Here is a 21,605-nt window from a genome sequence, read left to right as displayed (position 1 = left end):
TAATGAAGCATTTCATAGACCGTCGTGACTTTTTGAAGTTAGGGGTTACGGGAGCATTTGGGATGATGGTAACTGCCGCTGATTTACTTTGGCAGGTCGAACAGGCTAAAGCCGCCGGATTGCCAAATGGCTCTTTAGCTATCCCTCAATCTCTTAGTGCCGATGCTGCACTACAAAAGCTGATCGAAGGAAATCAGCGATTTGTGCAACATAAACCTCAATACCCCGATCAATCTGCGGCTCGATTGCAAGAAGTCGCTCAAGCTCAACATCCATTTGCAACTATCCTTAGTTGTGCTGATTCACGGGTGCCGGCAGAAATTCTTTTTGACCAAGGCATTGGAGACATCTTTGATGTACGGGTTGCTGGAAATATTGCCACGCCGGAAACACTCGGCAGTATTGAATATGCGGTTGTGCTGTTAGGCACGCCGTTAGTCATGGTGCTGGGTCATGAACGATGCGGGGCAGTCACCGCAGCTGTACAAAACGAATCGCTGCTGGGCGAAATTGGTAGCTTTGTGAAAGCAATTAAGCCAGCCGTGAAAAGAGTCAAGGATCGACCAGGTGATGCGGTTGATAACGCTGTGGTGGCAAATGTGCAATATCAAATTGAACGGTTGAAGCGATCGAAGCTCTTAACTGAACAGATCGAGGCGGGCAAGTTAAAAATTGTGGGGGGTCGTTATGACTTGGATACAGGCAGTGTGACTATGATTACTTAATTAGGCAGAGGTTACAATATACACTAGCTATTCAGCCTGATTGAACTTGTACTCGGTGTAACGTTTCCAAAGTTCAATAATTTTGTGTGTAACGTTGGGTGTAATGTCAAGCTCGGTTGTACTGAGTAGGTAAGGGCTTCAGAAAAGTGAAATTGAGCGATAAATCGCTCACTACGAAAACATCAAAATTAATCACACATACCACTAAGTATGGGCAAGCTTGACATTTACGCCTAAAATTTACGATACTGTATCGTATCGATAAATAATGGTGCAAATTATGAGGCGTACTCGTCCCCAATATACCGATAAAAGCAGCACTCAAACCCTACGGCAAGGAATCGAAGAGTTTTACGCAGTAAATCCACATCTGACCAATCCAAGTCAAATGCCGCCGGATTTTGCGAAAATCTTAATTGCTCATGATGTTACGCATGTTATCCTTGGCTGCGATACCGATATGTATGATGAACTGAGACTTTTGCCATTGTGCTTTTTAACTAGTGACTTCAAGTTTCGTGACTATTTACGGGAGCGAAAAAACCCGGCTGTTGATGTAATGTATAAAGATTTGGTAAAGCAACATGGGCTGCTGTGGTTGTATAGCTCAATATTTGTTGTATTGCCGCGATTATTGCCAACAGTTGTGGTAATGTGGTTCAAAACTCGCGGAACACGCAAGTACTATCCATTTCTCGACTTTGAACCACTACTTGACCGTTCTCTGTTAGAGATTCGCCAAGAGTTCAGCCTGTTACCACTGCTTTGATGCAAAAGACAAAATATTAACTGATCGGGGGTAATGCGATCGCTAGTTTTCAACATTAAGAAAGGAAGTGTCCCACAATAAAACCGAATCAATCCAAAAAGCTTTGCAAACTAAAGAATTAGCTATATTAACCAGGTAGTTATTTGAAAATTGACATACAGAGGTAAATTTTGGCTAATCCCGATAAAGTGGAATGAAAGAGAAACAGTTTGATAAAAAATTCAGGACATGGAAAATTCCGCCGAACAACCACAACCTTTAAAATTACAAGCTGCTGCTATTCGCAGTTTGCCAACTCTGAATTTTGGTGACTCTGGTGACTCTGTAAAAGTCTTACAGCGGCTTTTATCACAGAATGGCTATCCTGTTCGAGTTGATGGAAATTTTGGTGCCTTAACAGAAACAGCCGTCAAAGCCTTTCAAAGTCAGCACAACCTAAGTGCGGATGGAGTAGTCGGTTCCAGGACTTGGCGTGAGTTGACAAGCTAGTTAACAATTAAAAATTAAAAGTTATTAACCCATCAATCAAATAAGAGGTTGGGAATTAGGATGCGTTGTGTTTTATAACAAGATTAGAACACAATTATTTATTTTGTGATTAATATTTAAAATTTCTTTATTATAAAAATTTTCCTCAGCTACCACCCATAGTGCATGAAAGCAAAAGGGAGGAAAGCTTATTTTGCAAGCTTTTCAACTGGATAGTTATTTGTGCCACGCTGCAAAGCGCGATTTTTCTGCTCTCAAGCTTATTGATGGGTAATAGGTTTGACAGAATTATTTTGCCAAGAGAGATAAAATTGCACAAAGTTTAATAATCGACTCATTAGACAAGAGTGACAAGTTTAGAGATTTAGACCAGACTTGTGTGTGAATAATCGACTTATCCGTCTATCCCACATTTTTCTAAACCAGATATTACAAGTGCAAATACTTAATAAATGATTTTATCGCCAAAATAATTACATTTTTTTAACTTATAGCTACGCATTATTCCTGAGGAACAACTATTTTGTCTGTCAAGGGAAATATGGGTGTTAGTAAAATGAAATACGATGAGTCATATTGGTCTGCTGATGACCGGTGTCTTAACAACAGGACAACCGTCTTTGCCCAAGTTACCCGTACAGCCATTATTTCAGTCAGACAAGCCGGTGCAGCAGTCAACAGAGGAGCGCTCAAATGATGTCGTTGCCGCTACTGAAATCACACCGCCTGAATTTATACAGCTAGATGATAATCTCCAAGTCGCCCATTCACCGCTGAATAATGAGCAGCAAAATATACTAAATAATTTTACTGAAAAAATTAAGTCAATACAATCTAAATTTTCCCATTTAGGAAAGGACACCGCTGTAGAAGGCTGGACGCTGGGGGAAATTTCAGTTGTCGCTGCTGTGAATTCTCTGATTGTAAAAGAAGATGAGCAAAGTAGTGATGAGTTAGTTATTGCGCGATCGCGAAGTGTCTCCAAACGAGAATCGCCAAAGCTAAAGCCAAACCTAAAGCCCAAATTTACTAACCAAAATCTGCCAATTCTGGGTTTTGGTAGCTCAGGTGTTTCTGTCAAAGTTTTGCAACGCCTATTATTATCTAACGGCTATGCTGTTCGAGTTGATGGAGTTTTCGGTGCGCTGACAGAAAGTGCTGTCAAAGCCTTTCAAAATCGGCGGAATTTAGGTGTGGATGGAGTTGTTGGTTCTAGAACTTGGCGGGAGTTAACTAAGTAGTTAGGAGTTAGGAGAACGGAGTAGGAGTTAGGAGTTAAAACAGAGACAGAAGATAGAGCAATTTTTTCATTACTTACCCCTCACTATTCACTCATAACTCCTAACTCCACACCTAAGTACAGACGTTCCGGACTGAACGTCTCTACCGCTTTTCCTAACTTCTTACCGATGCTTATGCTCTTCTAAAATTGCTTGCGCTCTTGGCTTGTAAATCAAATAGAACAAAGTCTCAATGTAGCGCAACAAATCCTCCCGATTTTCCTTAGAGTTAAAGTTCCAGAAGCCATAAATCCGTGCTAATGATAGCAGCTTGGTAGTGTGGATTTTCCAGGTGTAGGTGCTATAAACTCGGTTAATAGCTTGCTGAGAAACTTCATTCCAATAGTTCGGATTTTGTTCGCACTTAAGCACAAATTCGATAATTTTATCGGCTGTCTCTTCTAAATTTGTGGGGTTAATGTAAAAGCCATTAACTTTATTTTGGATAATTTCCAAAGGACCACCAAACTGAGTGGCAAAAGTTGGTAATCCGGAAATCATTGCTTCCAAAATTGTCAAACCAAAAGCTTCAAATAAAGCTGGCTGGACAAAGACACCTTGATGGTCAGCAATTACTCGGTAAACTTCACCAGATTGACCTTTAGACAAGCGCACACCTAACCAACGAATCTTGCCTTGGAGATTGTATTGCTCAATGATGTTGTAGAGTTTGATAATTTCGTCGCGTTCTTCGTTGTCGCCTGATTCTTCAACTCGTAACTTACCGGCGATTAAAATTAAGTTGAAATGCTCTTGCAATTCTGGACTTTTACCAAAGCATTCGGCTAAACCTGTCATGTTCTTAATGCGGTCGAGACGTGCCATTGAGAACAGCGGACGCTTGTTCGGGTCGTCGAGTTTACCAAATATTTGGGAAGAGTCGTCTAAGGTAAAGAGCATTTCTTCAATTCTCAGGCGATCGCTCTCTACGCGGTCTTCATGACGCGTGTAGGGGAAGTAAGCATTCTCATTTACTCCCGGTGGTACTACATTAAACTTGGGACTAAACAGTTCAATTCCATTCACCACATGATACAAATCTGGCATGGTGAAGCATTTGTAAGACTCGTATTGTCCGACACTATCGGGCGTGCCGACAATTTCTTGATAGGTGCTGCTGATGATGAAGTTAGCAGCATTCATCGCAATCAAATCAGCAGTAAACTGTAAGGAAAAATGATATTTATCCTCCAAATCATTCCAGTAAAGGTTACTGAACAAGTATTTGGACTTTTCCAAAGCGTGGGCAATGTTACACTGTGTTACTTTCAGACGTCGCGCTAAGAGAAACGCCACCAAATTTCCATCAGTATAGTTACCCACAATTAAGTCAGGTTTACCTTGAAATTCTGCCAGCAATTCTTTTTCAGAGTCAATAGCGAAAGTTTCTAGATAGGGCCAAAACTCAAATCGAGAAATCCAGTTTTGCGTCATGTTGGGATTAAATTCCCGCAGAGGTACGCGCAAAATCCAGGCATTTTCGGTGCCATGAACTTTTTCTAAACGTTGGTTACAAAGAGTGCCATCACTGTTGGGTATTAAGCGGCTGAGAATAATTACTTTTGGCTCAACATTGAGTTTCTCTAAACCAGCTAAAATGGCATCTTCTTGTAACTGTTGTTCGAGAGTTTTTGCTTGGTCGAGGACGTAAACTACTTGACCGCCGGTATCGGGACGCCCTAAAACTCCTTCTTGTCCAAACCAACCGTGGGCAGACACCAAGACGATTTTAAAAATCATCGGGATGCGAGAGATAAAGGCTTCTAGGGTTTGGGGGTCGGGAGAGTCGATTAATTCATCAAGAATTTCTAAGCTTTCGCGGACGCGAGAAGCGGTGTTACCCCAACCCGGTTCAAAGCCCATCATTTGCAATTGAAACCGGAATTCTTCGTAGGGTTCATCACTTGGGCGATCGCTTACAAATCCGATAGCTTTCTTAACTTGTTCGGAAAGTTGCTGCTGTGTTTGAATGTTGTTATTGATCAGCAGTTGGATACCGTTGTATTGGTGCAAGCGCAGAAAATTAAACAAGCCTTCTAGCCATTCCTTCGGGTCTTGGAACAACTTGCTGGAGAGATAACGGTTGAGGTACTGCACCCCTTTGCCAATATTTTTCGGGTCGCGAATTGTCGGGGTGTAGTCGTAAAATGGACCGAAATCCAATTCTAGCAGGTCGCCTTCTTGGGGATGAAATCGATTTACTAGGCGATCGCGCAGATCCAAAAGTTCGTCCACCGATATCGATTCCACACTCAAGTCTTCCGTTAGCCGATAAACTTCTTGACTGGCTATTTTTGGGCGAAAAATGAAACAGAGATTTGTACTGTCCTGAATAATTTCCTGAGTATAGTAAATTAGTTTGCCTAAGAGCGAAAAAGGCTGCTCTTTCTGGTGTTTAGAGCAAAATTCACTGTACACGTTCAGGATGTCGTTTCGCAGCAAATACCCCTTTTCTTGGCTGCGTAACTCGCTAATAAACGAACGTAAATCGCTTTTTTCTTCACTGTTCAAGACTGCATGAATCAATTCAGACATGGGAACCCCACTTATCGATTTTTGATTTTAGCTTTTGTTTAGATTTTGACTGGATAATGCCTAAAAAGTCAAAAAAAGCAACATAAAGGCAAAAAAAAGCAGATTTTTGCTTTTTACTTTCACCTTTTCTGTTTACCCGTCAATTTCATCACCTTTCTACGCATATCTTATTGCTGAACAAATTTCCCTCTAACTAAAGACGTACAATTTGAGATTTTTTCATCCGCAGGAAAAATTTTCTCAGTGTCAAGTAACCTCAGGGCTATTTTGGGAGCAGAAATTTTTGTTATTCACTGTAACAATTATCAAGTTAGATTTATAACGTGGCTGACAAAATTTTGCAAGCTTATTTGTTACTGATTAACAAGCATTGTTAATTTGAGGCTCAACTAAATTTTAATTGTTGATATTGCTGGGTATTAATGCTTATTTTTATACTTTGGTGCAGAAAAGCTATTTTCAATCATTCACAGGATTTATGAGAGAGTGATTAATTTTTATCAACAACAAAAATTAATTGTTTGCAAGTAAATATACTCAAAATGTTTAACTTAAATGAATTAAAATCAACTTTTGGATGTTAACTAGAAAAAGCCTGATTCAATGTGTTTATAATTTCAGCATAAAGTCGTAGAAATCAGGTTGTTTCATATGGCTACAAACACACAAAAAGCAACATCTGACCACAGCGTAGGCAACATAGTTATTATGTCCTTGCTTGCCTTCTGTGGGTTGACCGTCATCTTTCTGCTTGGTCTTTTTTAACTAGTATATGTAGGGTCCGGCTTATTAGGGTGTGGATTTTTGAGGCAGTTTGCGGTGTAGATTTTCTTCCCGCAAAACTGCCGTCCTCCCCTAATATTGCCGTTGCGTTATGGCAGAACGCAAGAGCGCACCGCACTCTTATCATAAAAACGGTGTCGTACCCTCAGGCATAACACACCCTACTAGCTACTAGCTAATCGCGGGCTTTGTACGCGCAACGCCAGAGGCTAAAGCGCCTGAGGGCGGTAAATTTACACCCCAAATTTTCCGAAACAAATAGCGATGTCGTCAGACATCGCTATTGATATTTAACTAATTTTTTTGTTGGCTAGTAATTTTTAATTTACCCGTAGGGAGTTGACGTTATAACTAACCCATACCATCGATTACGGGATGAAAGTAGAAAGCGAACCCCAACACTGTATAAGCGGCTAATAGCAATGTGCCTTCTAGCCAATTAGATTTCCCATCAGAACTAATAGAATTTGCAATTAACACCGATACAGCCACAGCCACTAATTCAAAGGGTTTAAAATCTAAATCCATCGGCTGACCGAATATTCGCCCAGCTATCACTAAAACAGGAGCGACAAATAAAGCAATTTGCATACTCGATCCCACAGCCACGGAAACAGAAAGATCCATCTTATCTTTCATTGCCACAGTAACTGCGGTAGCATGTTCAGCGGCATTACCGACGATGGGAACCAAAATCACCCCTGTAAACAGTGCCGTCAAACCAAGCTGGGATGTGGCTACTTCTAAAGAATCTACCAGCATTTCTGACTCAAGCGCGACTAATAGAGTACACACTAGCAGCACCCCAGTCCACAACAAAACATTGGGCTTGGTATGAATTTCCTCAGACTCGACTAAACCGACCTCATAAAGATAAGCGTGGGTTTTCATCGAAAATAGCAACGTCAAAGCGTAAACCACGATTAATACTATTGCCACCGCAAGCGAAAAATTTTCTACGGTTTGTTGACTAATTCCAACAGAAGTTACGTTCATCGCTGTTGGCAGCAAAATCGCAATCACTGCCAAATTCATCGAAGCTGCATTTACCCGCGCTACAATTGGCTGAAATGTCTGTTCTTTGTAGCGAAGTCCTCCCAACAGCATAGAAAGACCCATCACAAGTAGTAAGTTGCCAATAATCGAGCCGGTTATACTGGCTTTGACTACATTCACCAACCCAGCTTTTAGGGCAATTAAAGCAATGATCAATTCTGTGGCGTTACCAAAGGTGGCGTTTAATAATCCTCCTAGCGTTGGACCAACTACCACAGCAATTTCTTCTGTAGCTGTACCCATCCAAGCTGCTAACGGCAAAATCGCTAGTGCAGCGGTGATGAAAACTGTCAACTCTCCCCACTTGAGAAATTCGGCTGCTAAGGAAACGGGGATAAACAATAACAGAACGAGAAAGAGAATGTTTTTACCGGACATTTGTTACCTAAATTCTACGGGATCAATCATAAAGTAGTGCTGAGTTATCCGGAAATCGAGGATTAGGAATTGAAAGTTGTTAGTTGATGGTTGATGGTTGATGGTTGATGGTTGATAGTTGATGGTTGATAGTGGGCATGGGGCATTGGGCAATGGGCATGGGGCAATGGGTAATAATTCTTTTTCCAGTCCCCAGTCCCCAGTCCTTAGTCCTTAGTCCTTAGTCCCTAGTCCCCAGTCTCCAGTCTCCAGTCTCCAGTCCCCATGCCCCATGCCCCATGCCCCATGCCCCATGCCCCACTAACCACTAACCACTACCGACTAACCACTATCCACTATCCACTATCCACTTCCACTCAGCACCTCCAAAGACTAGATTCTAGGATACTCTCTACCCTGCGGTACAACGGCTGAGAGATTCTACTGTTTGCACTTTTTGGCTAGATATGTAAAATGAAATTGCGATTTGTGCAGCTTTGGCAATCTTTCGTTACAAATCTATCAATTTCAGCCCGAATACTACACCAAAAATGGGGTTTAATATATTAAAAGACAATTAAGTTTTTTCGGGCTGCAAACCAAATAACCCGTTAACTAAGGCTTTTGACAATGGATAATTCATTCATGCCTGCGGTTCGGCTGAAGTTTGAGAAAGCAGATGACCCGCAAGACTAAAGCAAGATGTCAAAAATTAGCAAGTTTTGTCATAGTTGTTTATACCGAGCGAAGCGAAGATGGCGCGGTAACGATTTTTGCATAGATATTCGATAGCACAACTGTAATTTTTAGTGATTCAGGATAAAGATACATGACTTCAGCTGCTGAAATGCCAGCTAGTACTGGCTCCAGATCGATGTCAAACCAAAGTACTGCATACACCCAGCAAGATCCATTGAGAACGGCTAGCGGTGTTTACGTAGCTGTACACGGTCATTTTTACCAACCGCCACGGGAAAATCCTTATTTGGATGCGATTGAACGCCAACCTGGTGCCGCACCTTTCCATGATTGGAATGAGCGGATTCACTGGGAATGTTACCGCCCAAATGCCTTTGCCAGGGTGTTAAACAACCGAGGTGAAGTGCTGGGGATCGTGAATAATTACGAGTATTTCAGCTTTAATATTGGACCTACGTTGATGTCGTGGCTGGAACGCCATGATGTGGAGGTTTATCAACGGATTTTAGAGGCAGATCGGAAAAGTTGCGATCGCCTAAACGGTCATGGCAATGCGATCGCGCAAGTATACAATCACATCATCATGCCTCTTGCCAACGAACGTGACAAACAAACCCAAATCCACTGGGGTAAAGAAGACTTCCGATCCCGCTTTGGACGCGATCCCGAAGGTATGTGGCTAGCAGAAGCCGCCGTAGATTACGCAACCTTAGAAGCTTTAATTGCTGAAGGCATTCGTTTTATCGTCCTCGCACCTTCTCAAGCACAACGTTGTCGTCCCTTACCAAATAACGAGAATCCGCACCCAGGATGGCACGAAGTCGGCGGCGCTCAAATTGATTCTACCCGCCCTTATCGCTGTTATTTGAAAGATAGTCAAGAGTCAATAGTCAATGGTCAAGAGTCAAAGAACAAACCATACATTGATATTTTCTTCTACGATGGTCCGATATCGCGGGATATGGGTTTTAGTGATGTGGTTTACAATTCCAGTCACTTTACAGGACGCATCGGTTCAGCGGTGCGCGGGGATCATCGTCCTGCACAGTTGATTTCTGTAGCGACGGATGGGGAAACCTTTGGACATCATAAGAAAGGAACTGAGAAAACTTTAGCTTATGCCTTTATAGAAGAATTTCCCCGCCAAGGTTGGACGGTAACGAACTTTGCCCACTACCTCAGCTTAGAAGCGCCTGCGTGGGAAGTAGAATTAAAGCCAGTCACAGCATGGAGTTGCGCCCACGGTGTCGATAGATGGCAAGATGATTGCGGTTGTGGTGGTGAAGGTGGAGTATGGCATCAAAAATGGCGGCGTCCGTTGCGAGATGCGCTAAATTGGCTGCGGGATCAGTTAGTTGAGGTGTATGACGACTATGGCAGACAGCTTTTTAGCGATCCCTGGCAAGCGAGAAATGAATATATCGAGGTGATGCGCGATCGCTCTCCAGCGAATATTAACCGATTCCTCAACCGCCATCAAACCCACAAACTAACAGCCGCAGAACAAGTAGACGCATTACGACTTTTAGAAATGCAGCGTCATGCAATGCTTATGTTCACTAGTTGCGGTTGGTTTTTTGAAGAAATTTCCCGCCCAGAAGGAACGCAGATTATGCGCTATGCGGCGCGGGCGATGGAATTGGCGGGAGATGTGGCGGGTGTACAGTTAGAAAAAGGCTTTGTCAAACGCCTTGGTTTAGCCCCCAGTAATGTTGATATATTCAAGCATGGTGGGGAAATTTATCGCCAACTGGTGTTAACAGCGCAAGTGGGTTTTAAGCAAGTTGCAGCACATTACGCGATTACTTCATTATTTGGAAATAGCGATCGCAAACCGACAGAAACGCGCAATTCTGCCAGCAAACTTCCGCATCCTTACCAAAAGCGGGTTTATTGCTACACGGCAAATGAGCTAGATTACCAAATGCAACGCCTGGGATCGCTAACTTTGGCGATGGGACAAGTAAAGCTGGTGTCAGAAATTACTTGGGAGAGCGAGCATTTAGTCTTTGCCGTGCTGCATTTGGGTGGCTGGGATTTTCATTGCTGCATTCAACCGTTTGAGGGCAGACGTAGTTACAGCCAGTTAAAAGAAAAGCTGTTTGCAGCGCTGGAACAAGCGAGTGCGGCGCATACTATCTTGGCGATGACGCAGTTGTTTGGCGAAGAACCTTTCAGCTTGCAGAATTTATTCGCCGAGGAACGCCATCGAATTATGCGGTTATTGAGTCAGGAAACACTGGCACGTTTAAATGAGCTTTATACTCAAACGTACCGGGATAATTACGGAGTGATGATGGCATTCCACCGGGATGAACTGGAAGTACCGCAAGAATTGCAGGTGGCGGCAGAGATTGCCTTAGGGCATCGGTGTATGATGACATTGCGATCGCTTGAGCAAGACATCGCCGAGCCACAACTTTGCGCGAATCATCTGGTAGAATTAGAGGCGATCGCCAAAGAAGCGAAACATCTGCATTGTCGGTTGAATATTCACGACGGCAAGGTGATGTTAGAGCAATTGATATTGCGATCGCTTTGGCAATTATTGCACGATCCCAACGGCACATTCGATGCAGATATCCAACGTTTGGAAAGGTTGATAGATATCGGCTATGACATGAATATCGGCATTTCTCTTGAGCGATCCCAGGAATTATACTTTAGCTGTTTGCATCAGATATTATCGCATTGTGCGGTTGCGGTGGCTAGTGGGAAAGATACTCATCAATGCCGGCATTTGTTGAAGTTGGGACAAAAGTTAGCTGTTGATGTTAGTCCTTGGTTGAGTCAGTTCGGGTAAGGGGACAAGGGGGACAAGGGGGACAAGGGGACAAGGGGGACAAGGGGACAAGGGAGACAAAAAGAATAATTCTTCTTTCCCCCATCTCCCCATCTCCTTGTCTCCCCATCTCCCCATCTCCCCATCTTCCCTACTTAAATGTGACGGTGAGTATTTTTTGAAGAAGCTTCGCGATCGCAATGGTAGGGATAAAGCCACTCACATTTGAAGAGTCCGTGGCTGTATTTTTCAAAAACGGTGCCGGCGTGTATTCCTGGTGCTAAATCAATCCCGGCTTTTGTTTTGATTTCGTATAGTTTGGGAAAAGCTGCGATAAAAACAGCTATTACCACGAAAAAGCAAAAGAAAAGAGTTGTAACTTTGGGAACTTTTTGGTAATTACTGTTAGGGTTTTTAGACATATTCCTAAGAAACTAACAGTCAATATTATCCTATAAATCAAAATGTCGCCGAAAGCGGTGAACTATTTTGTCTGTTTTTTGAAGGTTGCAGGTAAAGCAGAGAGTTTGTAAGTTACTGATATCATTTTGACCACCACGGGCAAGGGGGATGATATGGTCAATAGTGAGATTAGTTTCGTCATTTGTACCACAACTTTGACATTGATATTTGTCGCGTTGAAATACATATTTCCTCACCTCGGTCGGGATGCGAATGCGAGGAGTTTTACTCATATGCTGACTTCGTTTATCTTGCGGCGGATGTCATCAAGTGGTGACTCAGGTTCAGTGATTTCGGGTTCATCAGGACAAAATTCTACGCTAACTCTAATTTTAATTTTTCCTTTTTGCCAACCTTTAGCTCCTATCTTCAGTATTTCACAATCGATACCGTCGCCCAACCAGTCTTTTCCGTGGGTATAAAATTCTAATTTAGCAGATTTTAATACATCATTTAATGCTGTTTGTACCGAACCTCTAAATGCCTCTTTTATCTTTTCTCTAAGTTTACCGACTTTAAACATTGCATTATCAGAAGAATAACAAACATCGTCATCGCCGTAATTTGGTAAAAAAGAGTTGTCGTGCATTTGAACTTTTATCCTGAAAATTATTTAAAAAACTATACTAAACAATTATATTCGCATCAAATATAAATCGTCACTACTTATGCAAATAATGCGCCCTCAAAATAGAATTATGCGGCTATACAAACAAAGTCCGCCTACGCGGACTTGAAAAAACTACAATTTACTCATGATTGGACTTCATTGGCTATACAAACAAAGTCCGCGTAGGCGGACTTGAAAAAACTACAATTTACTCATGATTGGACTTCATTTGTCATGCGGCGAATGTCGTCAAGCGGTGATTCTGGTTGAGTAATTTCGGCTTTGTCGGGGCAAAACTGTAAAGTTATTTTGATTCTAAATTTACCTTTTTGCCATCCATTACCATTAACTTTCAATATTTCACATGGTACACCATCTTTAAACCAAGAATCTTTCATCTCTCTCCAAGTTGGTATACCTCCTCGATTACTTAATATTTTACCTAACTCATCCAATCCTTGATGCTTAAATGCTTGTTTCATTCCTTCCATCAATTCACACATTTTAAACATAGATTTCGTGGAAAATACAATAACACTATCTTTATGTTCAAAATCAGTGTCTAGATTTATGAATTTCTTTTCCATATAACTCTCCAGTATCAAAACTTTAGTACTATTCTTCTGTCCTCTTCTCTCTGCGTCTCTGCGTCTTTGCGTGAGAAAAATCTTTAACCGCAGGTAAACACAGATACAGCAGATTCGATGTTTATGAGGTACAGCAACCGATTCAAATTCAAAGTTTAAAAACCATCCCTGAAATTGGTGTACCTCACGTACCTCAAAAGCGCTGTAATTACCTGCATTTACCTAAGCACAAATTCCTAACGAATTAAAATCAGAAAACCTCTGCGATCCTCTGCGCTTACTTTGTGTTCCTCTGCGTTTAAAAACGCGCTCATTTTCACGCTTAGATTCTAACCCTCCTCTACAACATCCCCTAAACCATCCGATATCAGAAAACCATTACTCAAAATACTACTTTTACTAGCATCCGAAACCTCATAAATTTTCAGCGAATCATCAAAAATAGGTAACAAACAGTCGTATAACTGCATCGCTTGCAAACAACTATTAATTGCCGAAACTGCTGAATTATACTGCTCAATCTTTTGTTCAACAGCAAGTAGTAACCGCCGATTATTCAAGATTTTATTTTCAGCTTCTTGTGCAAGCGTTTCTTCTAAATAAGCACGCGCATGAGAGTATTGTTGCAAAATCTCATCCGCTTGCTTATCTGCCATTGGTAACAACTGACTTTTGATAGTTTGGTTAACAGTCTGGCGAAAGTTTTTGCGGATGGTTTCGGAAACTTTAGGTTCAAAATCTAACTTCAATAATTGTCTAATTGCAGGTTCCGCTTCAACCATGCTTTCGCAGTCGTAACCTTGAGAAGTTTGCAGCAATGTTTGCCGAAACTGATATATAGAAAAAGTGCCTTCATCGTAAAATCTGGGACTTTCTCTGACAAAGCGATCGCATTCAACCCGCGCTGCATTTACAATAGCTTCAGATACAGCTTTTTCTAACGTTTTTAACTCAACCTCAATTCCGCCATCATTACCTAATAAGCGATACAATTGACGATAATATTCAGATTTCCGAATTCTTTCCATCAACCCTTGGAAAAGATTAGCAATTACCTCCCGTGAAGACTCTACTAAAATATCTTCCAACTGATTCGCCAAATAATAAAAAGCCTCTACTAAAATAGCAATTAACGGTGCAGTCGCATTGCGAGGATGAGTCAAAGTTGCGCGTCGGTAAGCATTACTCACAGAAAAGGTATGTAGTAACTCATCTAAACGGTGAGTCATGCGTAATTGTAATTGACGAAAATCAGCTTCAAAAGCATCACAAGCGTTATTAATAACGTTGTTTACTTCTTCTGTAATATGTTGACGAAAATCATTGCCAACTTGCTGTAATTGCTGATTGAGGCGTTGTAATTCCTGCGCTTTCATCGCCTCAATTTCTCGCGGTTGACTATCTAACTCTCGCCGTATAGATTGGTAATGTTTTTTGAGTTTGATACAAACATCTTCCAAATCGTCAGCTAAATTTTGGAATAGTAACGGACGCTTTTCTTCAGTCAGATAGCGAGTAATGGCTGTTCTAAATCCTTCAATACCGCTATCTTGAATTAGCTGATTAATTAATGGCGTTCCCTGTTCATTCAAAATCCGCACGTAATTCTCATTCGGAGTTTCAAAGCTGTTAACCGAAATCCGAAATTGACTAGGTGATAACTTACCAGAGTTTGCACAATAGCGATTGAACTCATTAACAAATTGCGGTGTTTCTTCGCTATCATTCTGTGATAGTGGGGAAACCCCACTGCTACTAGCCAAAATCGAATCTAAACCAAATCTATCTTGTACGCTTGTCTGTTTAATTTGACTGCCGTAAAATCCTAATAAAGCACTCGTTTTATAAACTCTAGTTGTATCTCGAAATTGCCCATTAATCAAATCATCCAATCTTTGTCTTAGCTGATTGTTGTACCAAGTTTCATCAATGCGGTTGAAAATATAAAATACGCGATCGCGAATTCCCCCATTCCCCCGCATCGTTTCCAAAAGTTCCGTTTCTTCCTTCGTCATATCACCCGCTGAAGCAGGTTTTAGCACACATACCACCGCAGATGTATCAGGATGTTGAATTTTCGCGTAAGTTAACTGTGCATCCTTCTCAACTGGCGCATCAATTCCCGGTGTGTCGATAATCACATTACCATCCTGCAACAAAGGATGATGACAGTAATATTCAATGCGTTTCAAAACTGCACTGTTGCTACCTCGACGCGCATATCCCGCAGCTTCCTTCAAATTAGAAAAGTTGAATTGCTCCATCGAATATGTGGCATTATTAACTGTGTGAATGCGTTCTCTATTTGCCACATATCCATCAAGCAATAAAATTAACGCCTTTGCTTGTTTCGCACGTTCCGATTTATTCTCACCACCTTCTTGCTGAATAATTGCTTCACATCCTTGATGCAACAAATCAATTACTTCAACTTGATTGATATTGATTCCTTCCTTAAATTTCAACAGTTGACACAAAGAAGTTGCTTGTTCTCGAATTTCAACTTCACTTAAAAACGTTAAAACAACTCGTTCCTTATTAACTTCCGCATACTCAATTTTGCATTCCGTGCCAGTAGCATGTCCCTCTGCACTATACAACAATTCCCGCTCCAACAGCGCATTAATTAACATCGACTTACCCGCACTAAACGCACCCGCAAACACAATTTCAAACTTCGGAGAAATCGCTTTACCCAAAGATGTTTGCACTGATGTAATATCATGCGATCGCAAACTTGCTTCTTGCTGTAAAAGTTGTAATATAAACTCAACTTGTTCTTTCAGATTTTTACACTGAAGCGGTAGATATGACATATTCGACACCTAAAAATATATTAATATAGTTTAAGAATATTTCTCTACTTAATGGTTCAGTAAAATTACTAGGTTAGTTTCTCATTCCTAACCCCACCAAAAATGAAAGTATTTCCTCTCAGACTCAAACCCGACCAAGATTTAAGACAAAGTTTAAAAAACTTCGTCAATCAAGAAAATATCAAAGCAGGTTTTATACTAAGTGCAATTGGTAGCCTCAAACAAGCAAAAATCCGCTTTGCAAATCAATCAGATAGCATATTATTAATAGAGAAATTTGAAATTCTTTCCCTCAACGGTACAATAGCAACTTCCGGCGTACATTTGCATATTGCTATTTCCGATAAACAAGGTAAAACTATCGGCGGACATCTTGACAATGAATGCATTATTTACACAACCGCCGAAATAATAATTGGTATCACCGAAGAATTTATCTTCAATAGAACTATCGATGAAGAAACAGGCTATAAAGAACTAGAAATCATCCCCAATAACTCCTAACCTCTTCCTTTCTTTCTCTGCGTACTCTGTGCCTCTGCGGTTCGTATTCTTAGTAGTAGTAAGCGATTTATCGCTTATTATGAGCACTAAAGTGCTCACTACGAGTTTAAATTTACATTACCATCAGTCAAACTGTCACATAAGAACAATTTAATAAAACTGTTGGCATCATACTAATAATATTCTGACCGCCTGATAGCAATCCGCATAGTGATTCGTGAACGGTGGTAGGTGGGGATTGTCTTCTGCGTTACATCCATCTCTGCTCACCCTGTCAAATCACAACATAAAATGGAGCATTGCTATGACTAAACGGCATTGGAGATTGTCATGGTATTAGACAATTTTCGCCGAAAATTACGCCAAGAAGCACAAAAATGGCGGGATGAAGGAATTATTAGTTCTTCATGTTACCAAGACCTAGGAAAACGTTATCAATTTGATAACCTGGAAATAGCTGCACGCGATCGCTTCGTTTTCATCGTGATTGCGATCGGCAGCATTTTGTTAAGCTTAGGCATAATTACCTTTGTAGCCGCAAACTGGCAAGCATGGTCACGAGATGTCAAATTTGTCATTTTGCTAAGTTTGTTTTTCGCAACTACTATCACAGGTTTTTACTCTTTTAGAGAACCTACACTTAATGCCGAAGGAAAAAAACAGCCACGCAGCAAACAACTATTAGGAGAAGGTTTGCTAATTTTAGCGGCTTTGATATTAGGGGCAAATATTGCGTTGATGGCGCAAATGTTTAATATCAGCGGTTCAACTTCCCAACTATTTCTTTGCTGGGGGTTGGGTGTTTTAATCATGGCATATGGACTTAGCTTGACTTCCTTAGGAGTCTTATCAATTATCCTTTTACAAATAGGATATTGGACGGGATTAGGAGAATTATCTTACTCTGCAACTGACTTTAGTTGGTCGCGATTATTGGTGCAACATATGCCATTAGTTATTTGGTTGCTGTTTGTACCCTTAGCTTATTTATGTCGATCGCGTTGGATATTTGCACTCGCAGCGATCGCCTTTACCATTTCCTTGCAATTCAACCTCAATCCCCTGCAACGTTTAGCTTATAATAATACAGCGCCTTGGGTTGCATCTTTTGCTTTTGCACTTCCAGCCGCATTATTTTGGAGTTACGATGACCTACTATTCCCCACAATAAATTTTAGGTTATTTCAACCCCTCGCCCAAAGCCTCGCGCTATGGTTTTTCGGAACTCTATTTTACGTCCTTTCCTTTTATTGGGTTTGGCAATATCCATCTTCCGGATTTTATCCCCTAACAACCAACTCACCGATTAGGTCATTTCCCCTAATTGATTTAGGAATTCTCAGCGGTTTAGTAGTCTTGCAATGGTTGTTTATGCTGCGTTATCGCAACAGCCTAACCCGCCGAGGAATGGATATCACCAATGTCTTCATTACCAGCTTTCTTGTCATCGTCGCTTTAGTACCTTTTTGGCATCAAGCTGTTACTCGCATTCCCGCTTTAGCAGTTTTTATCTTCAATATTCTTCTGGGAATATTTGCTTTTGGACTTATGCGACACGGCATAGAATACGGTGATAGACGCACATTTTGGGGCGGAATGCTGTTATTAACACTGCAAATTATTAGCCGCATGTGGGAATATGACACAGACTTAATTTTCCGGTCATTTGTCTTTGCTATGTGCGGCATCGGTATCATTAGCGCCGGACTTTGGTTTGAACGACGAATAACAGTCAAATAAATAGGGAATGGGTAATGGGTAATGGGGAATGGGTAATGGGGAATGGGTAATGGGTAATGGGTAATGGGTAAAACGCACATCACTATTCCCAATTCCCAATTCCCAATTCCCAATTCCCAATTCCCAATTCCCAATTCCCAATTACCTATTACCAATTCCCAATTACCTATTACCTATTACCTATTACCAATTCCCAATTCCCAATTCCCACAACAAAAATGAAAAGCAACGATCGCGAATCTAACAAATCTTTGACACCGGAAATGGAATTCTCCAAAAAGGTGACTTTTGACGATTATATTAAGGCTAATGAACAAAAATCAACAAAGCCTTTACCTTTTTGGCGGCTGATAGTTCCGCTGTTGATTCAAACAGCATTGATTATGGCGATACCATTTCAAGCGATGTTTACTCATGTCACTGGTAAAACAGTAATCTTGCAAACTGTACCAGTAAACCCTGATGATGCGCTACAGGGAAATTCGGTGAATCTTGATTACAACATCGCTCGTTACAACACTTTGAGAAGATTACCAGGATGGCAAGAATTAGTTAGACGCCGTTCTAATAGAAACAGACAATACGTTTCTTTAGCTGAGGGAACCAACTTTTATGTAACTTTGCAAGAGCAAGAATTTCCAGATTCTCGCAATCCTACAGCTTGGAAGCCGGTGCGGGTTAGTGTTAATCCCCCTAGAACTTTAGCGGCAAATCAGGTTGCTTTAAAAGGTGTTTATGAGGATGGAGCTATTAACTATGGTATGGAATCATATTCCATCCCAGAAGACCAAAGGCAGCAAATTAATAATAATCTGTTTCAGGCACAGCAAACCCAACAAAGACGGCAACAACCGATTTTAGTGGAAGTTAAAGTAGATGCAGAGGGTAATGCCGTACCCGTTAGTATGTGGGTACAAAATCGCAACTACCGCTTTTAATCCTCACGTCTCAACTGCCATGCGGCACCAAAAGCTGCCCCAGCCCCAGCTAGCAAGCCAGTACTCATTCCTTCTATAGTTTTGTTAATGGGGTTTTGGGTCAAGCAATCACTCGTCACGGTATCGGCTCGCAGGCAAATGGTGCTTTCTGCCCAACTTGACGTACCTCCTAAAACTACACCGGTGACACTACAGGAAACAATTAGCAGTAAAAGGCGTTTGGTTTTTCTATCCATAGAGGGTTGCGGAAAATCTTACTGATGGTATACGACTCTCAACTACTTTACACATACGTGGAAATAATGTCACCTGTTTTCGTCTAAAAAAAGCGATCGCTCCTTAACATTTCGCTGCTTTTGCTGACCCAGCCGCAACCAAAACCCACACCCGTGAGTGTTGCGCTCATTACTGCTTCTCGCTTTTCGTGGATAAGTTAGGTTTTTCCTTGCGGATTTAGGGGCAAAGGCTAATTTAAATGTCATATTTCACACCATAATTGTACCGATATGGTGACAAAACTTATTAATTAATAGCATAAAAAATTATTTTTATTAAAAAAATATGGCTTTTTTTAACTTTAGATGTTTGCCAAAATACAAGTAATTTTTACATTAATGCATCAAAAATATTGGGCGATCGCTTGACAATAATTAACCGCAAATATACATCTCCAGATTGAAGATGAATGTGTCTTCAACAGAGTTTAATAAATACATTATCTAAATATTCTTTCAAAAGCAATATTAATCAAAAATTGCAGAAAGCACTTAAAGGAGACTCTTAATTTTAATGACAAAAAATCCCGATTTCCCAAAAAATAAGCTGCTTGCGGCTTTGCCAGATGAAGATTACCAACGCCTTGTTCCTGACCTAGAGTTCGTTGAACTTCCAATCAAACAAGTTCTCTACGAACCAGAAGAACCCATCAAACACGTCTATTTTATCAATCAGGGAATAACTTCGATAGTCTACACTACCGAAGACGGCTCGACAGTCGAAGTCGGTATGGTGGGCAATGACGGGATGGTAGGTATTCCCGTATTTTTGGGGGGCAACATGACGACCACAACCGCATTTATGCAAGTCCCTGGCACTGCTATGAGGATGAACGCTGTTCGGCTGAAAGCGGAGTTTGACCTTGGTGGTTCGCTGCAAAAATCGCTGCTGCGCTACACCCAAGCACTGTTCACCCAGATTACCCACACAGCTGTCTGTAACCGCTTGAATACGGTGGAAGAACGACTTGCCCGCTGGCTGTTGATGGTCGCTGACCTGACGCAATCAAACGAGTTTCCACTCACTCAGGAATTTATCGCCCAAATGCTCGGTGTGCGTCGCTCTGGTGTGACGGTGGCTGCTGGCATTCTCAGCCAAGCCGGAATGATTCGCTACAGCCGTGGCAGAATTACCATCCTCAATCGGGAGGGTTTGGAAGCAACTTCTGGCGAGAGCTATAGAGTGATAAAAACGGAATTTTCGCGCTTACTTGACACTGAGCGTGCGTAGAACTGAAATTAACTCTTGTAATGTCCGCAACCGTACAGAACACTGATACCGATATGTTTATTTTAAGAAAAGACAACATTAACATTAACATTCTTTCTTACGCTCACTCTTAGAGAGAGAGCGTGAGCTTTTTCAGAGAGTATATTTAGCTACTTTATAAAATTAGTTAACTATACTACTTTTTAGCTGAAGACATTAACTCAATTTTGCAGCAAAAGTATTTTTATTGTATAAAAAGAGTGAATGCAACGAATGTAAATGTTATGAGTCGAAAAGCCAAAAAAGTATTTAAACAATCAGGAGTAATTCCCTACAGAGTTACAAACGGAAAAATTGAAGTTTTGCTGGTGACAGCTAGCGACTGTAAAAACTGGGTAATTCCCAAAGGAGGTATTTGCAATGGCATGAGTCCCCCTGCTTCAGCCGCAAAAGAAGCGTGGGAAGAAGCTGGGGTAATTGGTCAAGTGGATGGTAATGAACTGGGCAGATACAAATATCGCAAAAAAGGCAAAATTTACCAAGTCAAGACGTTTTTGTTAGCAGTTGAAACTGTATTGTCAGATTGGCCCGAAGCGAATCAAAGAAGGCGGCAGTGGTTAGATCCAAGCAAAGCCATCAAGCGGGTTAAGAAAGCCTCACTCAAGCAAATTCTCAAAGGGTTTAGCTGAGAATAAGTGCATTCTTTCTCGAAGTTTCTAATTTTATTAGAGTTGAGAAATGTTAATATTGCTGAGTTAAGTAAAGTTTTGCTAAAACAAATAAATTTTTGTAAGAAAATTGAGAAATAAATGAAATATTTTGATAAGCATTTAACTGGTAATGAAGATAATTATTAGGCGTAAAATAAGCCTCAGTTATCATTTATGTATAATATCATGTCCGGGTAATTAGTTATGATTCCCAAAGTCAAAAGAACCCCACCCCTTAATCCCCTCCCCGCTTGCGGGGAGGGGAGACAAAGCATCGC

20 protein-coding genes are annotated in these 21,605 nt (G+C 41.1%); 12 read left to right on the top strand and 8 right to left on the bottom strand.

The window, feature by feature from the left end; translation table 11 throughout:
- Positions 1-2 precede the first annotated feature (2 nt).
- From PI95_RS09505 to PI95_RS09490, 4 genes are all read left to right on the top strand, one after another.
- Positions 3-725 carry a carbonic anhydrase gene (locus PI95_RS09505; protein WP_201280376.1) on the top strand — a complete coding sequence of 241 codons (723 nt, stop codon included), beginning with the start codon at positions 3-5 and terminating at the stop codon, positions 723-725.
- A 280-nt stretch (positions 726-1,005) separates the two neighbouring features.
- Entirely contained in the window at positions 1,006-1,494 is a 489-nt protein-coding gene (locus tag PI95_RS09500) for a hypothetical protein (RefSeq protein ID WP_236117005.1), read from the top strand.
- Between the two features lie 228 nt (positions 1,495-1,722).
- Positions 1,723-1,983 carry a peptidoglycan-binding domain-containing protein gene (locus tag PI95_RS09495; RefSeq protein WP_052324672.1) on the top strand — a complete coding sequence of 87 codons (261 nt, stop codon included), beginning with the start codon at positions 1,723-1,725 and terminating at the stop codon, positions 1,981-1,983.
- Between the two features lie 566 nt (positions 1,984-2,549).
- On the top strand, positions 2,550-3,224 hold the full coding sequence (locus tag PI95_RS09490; protein ID WP_039737925.1) for a peptidoglycan-binding domain-containing protein: 675 nt from the start codon (positions 2,550-2,552) through the stop codon (positions 3,222-3,224).
- 162 nt (positions 3,225-3,386) lie between these two features.
- Here PI95_RS09490 and PI95_RS09485 read toward each other — a convergent pair whose 3' ends face one another.
- Together PI95_RS09485 and cax are read right to left on the bottom strand one after the other, a co-directional pair.
- A complete protein-coding gene (locus tag PI95_RS09485) occupies positions 3,387-5,798 on the bottom strand; it encodes a sucrose synthase (protein WP_039737924.1) in 2,412 nt (803 codons plus the stop codon).
- Positions 5,799-6,932: 1,134 nt separating this feature from the next.
- Entirely contained in the window at positions 6,933-8,015 is a 1,083-nt protein-coding gene (gene cax, locus PI95_RS09480; RefSeq protein ID WP_039737923.1) for a calcium/proton exchanger, read from the bottom strand.
- Between the two features lie 808 nt (positions 8,016-8,823).
- Here cax and PI95_RS09475 point away from each other — a divergent pair.
- Both PI95_RS09475 and PI95_RS09470 read left to right on the top strand, forming a co-directional pair.
- Positions 8,824-11,496 carry a DUF3536 domain-containing protein gene (locus PI95_RS09475; RefSeq protein WP_039737921.1) on the top strand — a complete coding sequence of 891 codons (2,673 nt, stop codon included), beginning with the start codon at positions 8,824-8,826 and terminating at the stop codon, positions 11,494-11,496.
- Positions 11,475-11,657 (top strand): hypothetical protein, encoded by a 183-nt coding sequence (locus tag PI95_RS09470; protein WP_163518746.1) that lies wholly within the window; start codon positions 11,475-11,477, stop codon positions 11,655-11,657. The genes PI95_RS09475 and PI95_RS09470 overlap by 22 nt, the downstream gene beginning before the upstream one ends.
- Here PI95_RS09470 and PI95_RS09465 read toward each other — a convergent pair.
- From PI95_RS09465 to PI95_RS09445, 5 genes are all read right to left on the bottom strand, one after another.
- Positions 11,631-11,897: a hypothetical protein gene (locus tag PI95_RS09465; RefSeq protein ID WP_052324671.1), complete on the bottom strand. Its 267-nt coding sequence runs from the start codon at positions 11,895-11,897 to the stop codon at positions 11,631-11,633. The two genes, PI95_RS09470 and PI95_RS09465, sit on opposite strands and share 27 nt — an antisense overlap.
- 30 nt (positions 11,898-11,927) lie before the next feature.
- Positions 11,928-12,170, bottom strand: coding sequence for an HNH endonuclease (locus PI95_RS09460; protein ID WP_039737918.1), 243 nt, complete (start codon positions 12,168-12,170; stop codon positions 11,928-11,930).
- Positions 12,167-12,526, bottom strand: coding sequence for a KGK domain-containing protein (locus PI95_RS09455; RefSeq protein ID WP_039737916.1), 360 nt, complete (start codon positions 12,524-12,526; stop codon positions 12,167-12,169). The genes PI95_RS09460 and PI95_RS09455 overlap by 4 nt, the downstream gene beginning before the upstream one ends.
- A 233-nt stretch (positions 12,527-12,759) precedes the next feature.
- Positions 12,760-13,134: a KGK domain-containing protein gene (locus PI95_RS09450; RefSeq protein WP_052324670.1), complete on the bottom strand. Its 375-nt coding sequence runs from the start codon at positions 13,132-13,134 to the stop codon at positions 12,760-12,762.
- 329 nt (positions 13,135-13,463) lie between these two features.
- Entirely contained in the window at positions 13,464-15,950 is a 2,487-nt protein-coding gene (locus tag PI95_RS09445; RefSeq protein WP_039737913.1) for a dynamin family protein, read from the bottom strand.
- Positions 15,951-16,052: 102 nt separating this feature from the next.
- Here PI95_RS09445 and PI95_RS09440 point away from each other — a divergent pair, with 102 nt between their 5' ends.
- The 4 genes from PI95_RS09440 to PI95_RS09425 all read left to right on the top strand — a co-directional run bounded on the left by PI95_RS09440 (position 16,053) and on the right by PI95_RS09425 (position 19,132).
- A complete protein-coding gene (locus tag PI95_RS09440; protein ID WP_039737910.1) occupies positions 16,053-16,454 on the top strand; it encodes a PPC domain-containing DNA-binding protein in 402 nt (133 codons plus the stop codon).
- 330 nt (positions 16,455-16,784) lie between these two features.
- Positions 16,785-18,194 (top strand): DUF2157 domain-containing protein, encoded by a 1,410-nt coding sequence (locus PI95_RS09435; protein WP_039737908.1) that lies wholly within the window; start codon positions 16,785-16,787, stop codon positions 18,192-18,194.
- Positions 18,195-18,257: 63 nt separating this feature from the next.
- The gene (locus PI95_RS09430) at positions 18,258-18,416 is read left to right on the top strand and encodes a hypothetical protein (protein ID WP_163518745.1); all 159 of its coding nucleotides are present in this window, start codon (positions 18,258-18,260) and stop codon (positions 18,414-18,416) included.
- Positions 18,413-19,132, top strand: a complete 720-nt coding sequence (locus PI95_RS09425) for a GDYXXLXY domain-containing protein (protein WP_039737906.1) — start codon at positions 18,413-18,415, stop codon at positions 19,130-19,132. Before PI95_RS09430 ends, PI95_RS09425 begins: the two co-directional genes overlap by 4 nt.
- Here the strand turns inward: PI95_RS09425 and PI95_RS09420 are convergent.
- The gene (locus PI95_RS09420) at positions 19,129-19,368 is read right to left on the bottom strand and encodes a hypothetical protein (RefSeq protein ID WP_039737904.1); all 240 of its coding nucleotides are present in this window, start codon (positions 19,366-19,368) and stop codon (positions 19,129-19,131) included. The genes PI95_RS09425 and PI95_RS09420 overlap by 4 nt on opposite strands.
- A gap of 553 nt (positions 19,369-19,921) precedes the next feature.
- Here PI95_RS09420 and PI95_RS09415 point away from each other — a divergent pair.
- Together PI95_RS09415 and PI95_RS09410 are read left to right on the top strand one after the other, a co-directional pair.
- Positions 19,922-20,638 (top strand): Crp/Fnr family transcriptional regulator, encoded by a 717-nt coding sequence (locus tag PI95_RS09415; protein WP_039737902.1) that lies wholly within the window; start codon positions 19,922-19,924, stop codon positions 20,636-20,638.
- 263 nt (positions 20,639-20,901) lie between these two features.
- Entirely contained in the window at positions 20,902-21,306 is a 405-nt protein-coding gene (locus tag PI95_RS09410; protein WP_039737900.1) for an NUDIX hydrolase, read from the top strand.
- Positions 21,307-21,605 lie beyond the last annotated feature (299 nt).

It is taken from the genome of Hassallia byssoidea VB512170, assembly GCF_000817785.2.
Taxonomy (GTDB): domain Bacteria; phylum Cyanobacteriota; class Cyanobacteriia; order Cyanobacteriales; family Nostocaceae; genus Hassallia; species Hassallia carrinoi.
This window is presented reverse-complemented; position numbering and strand designations above follow the sequence as displayed.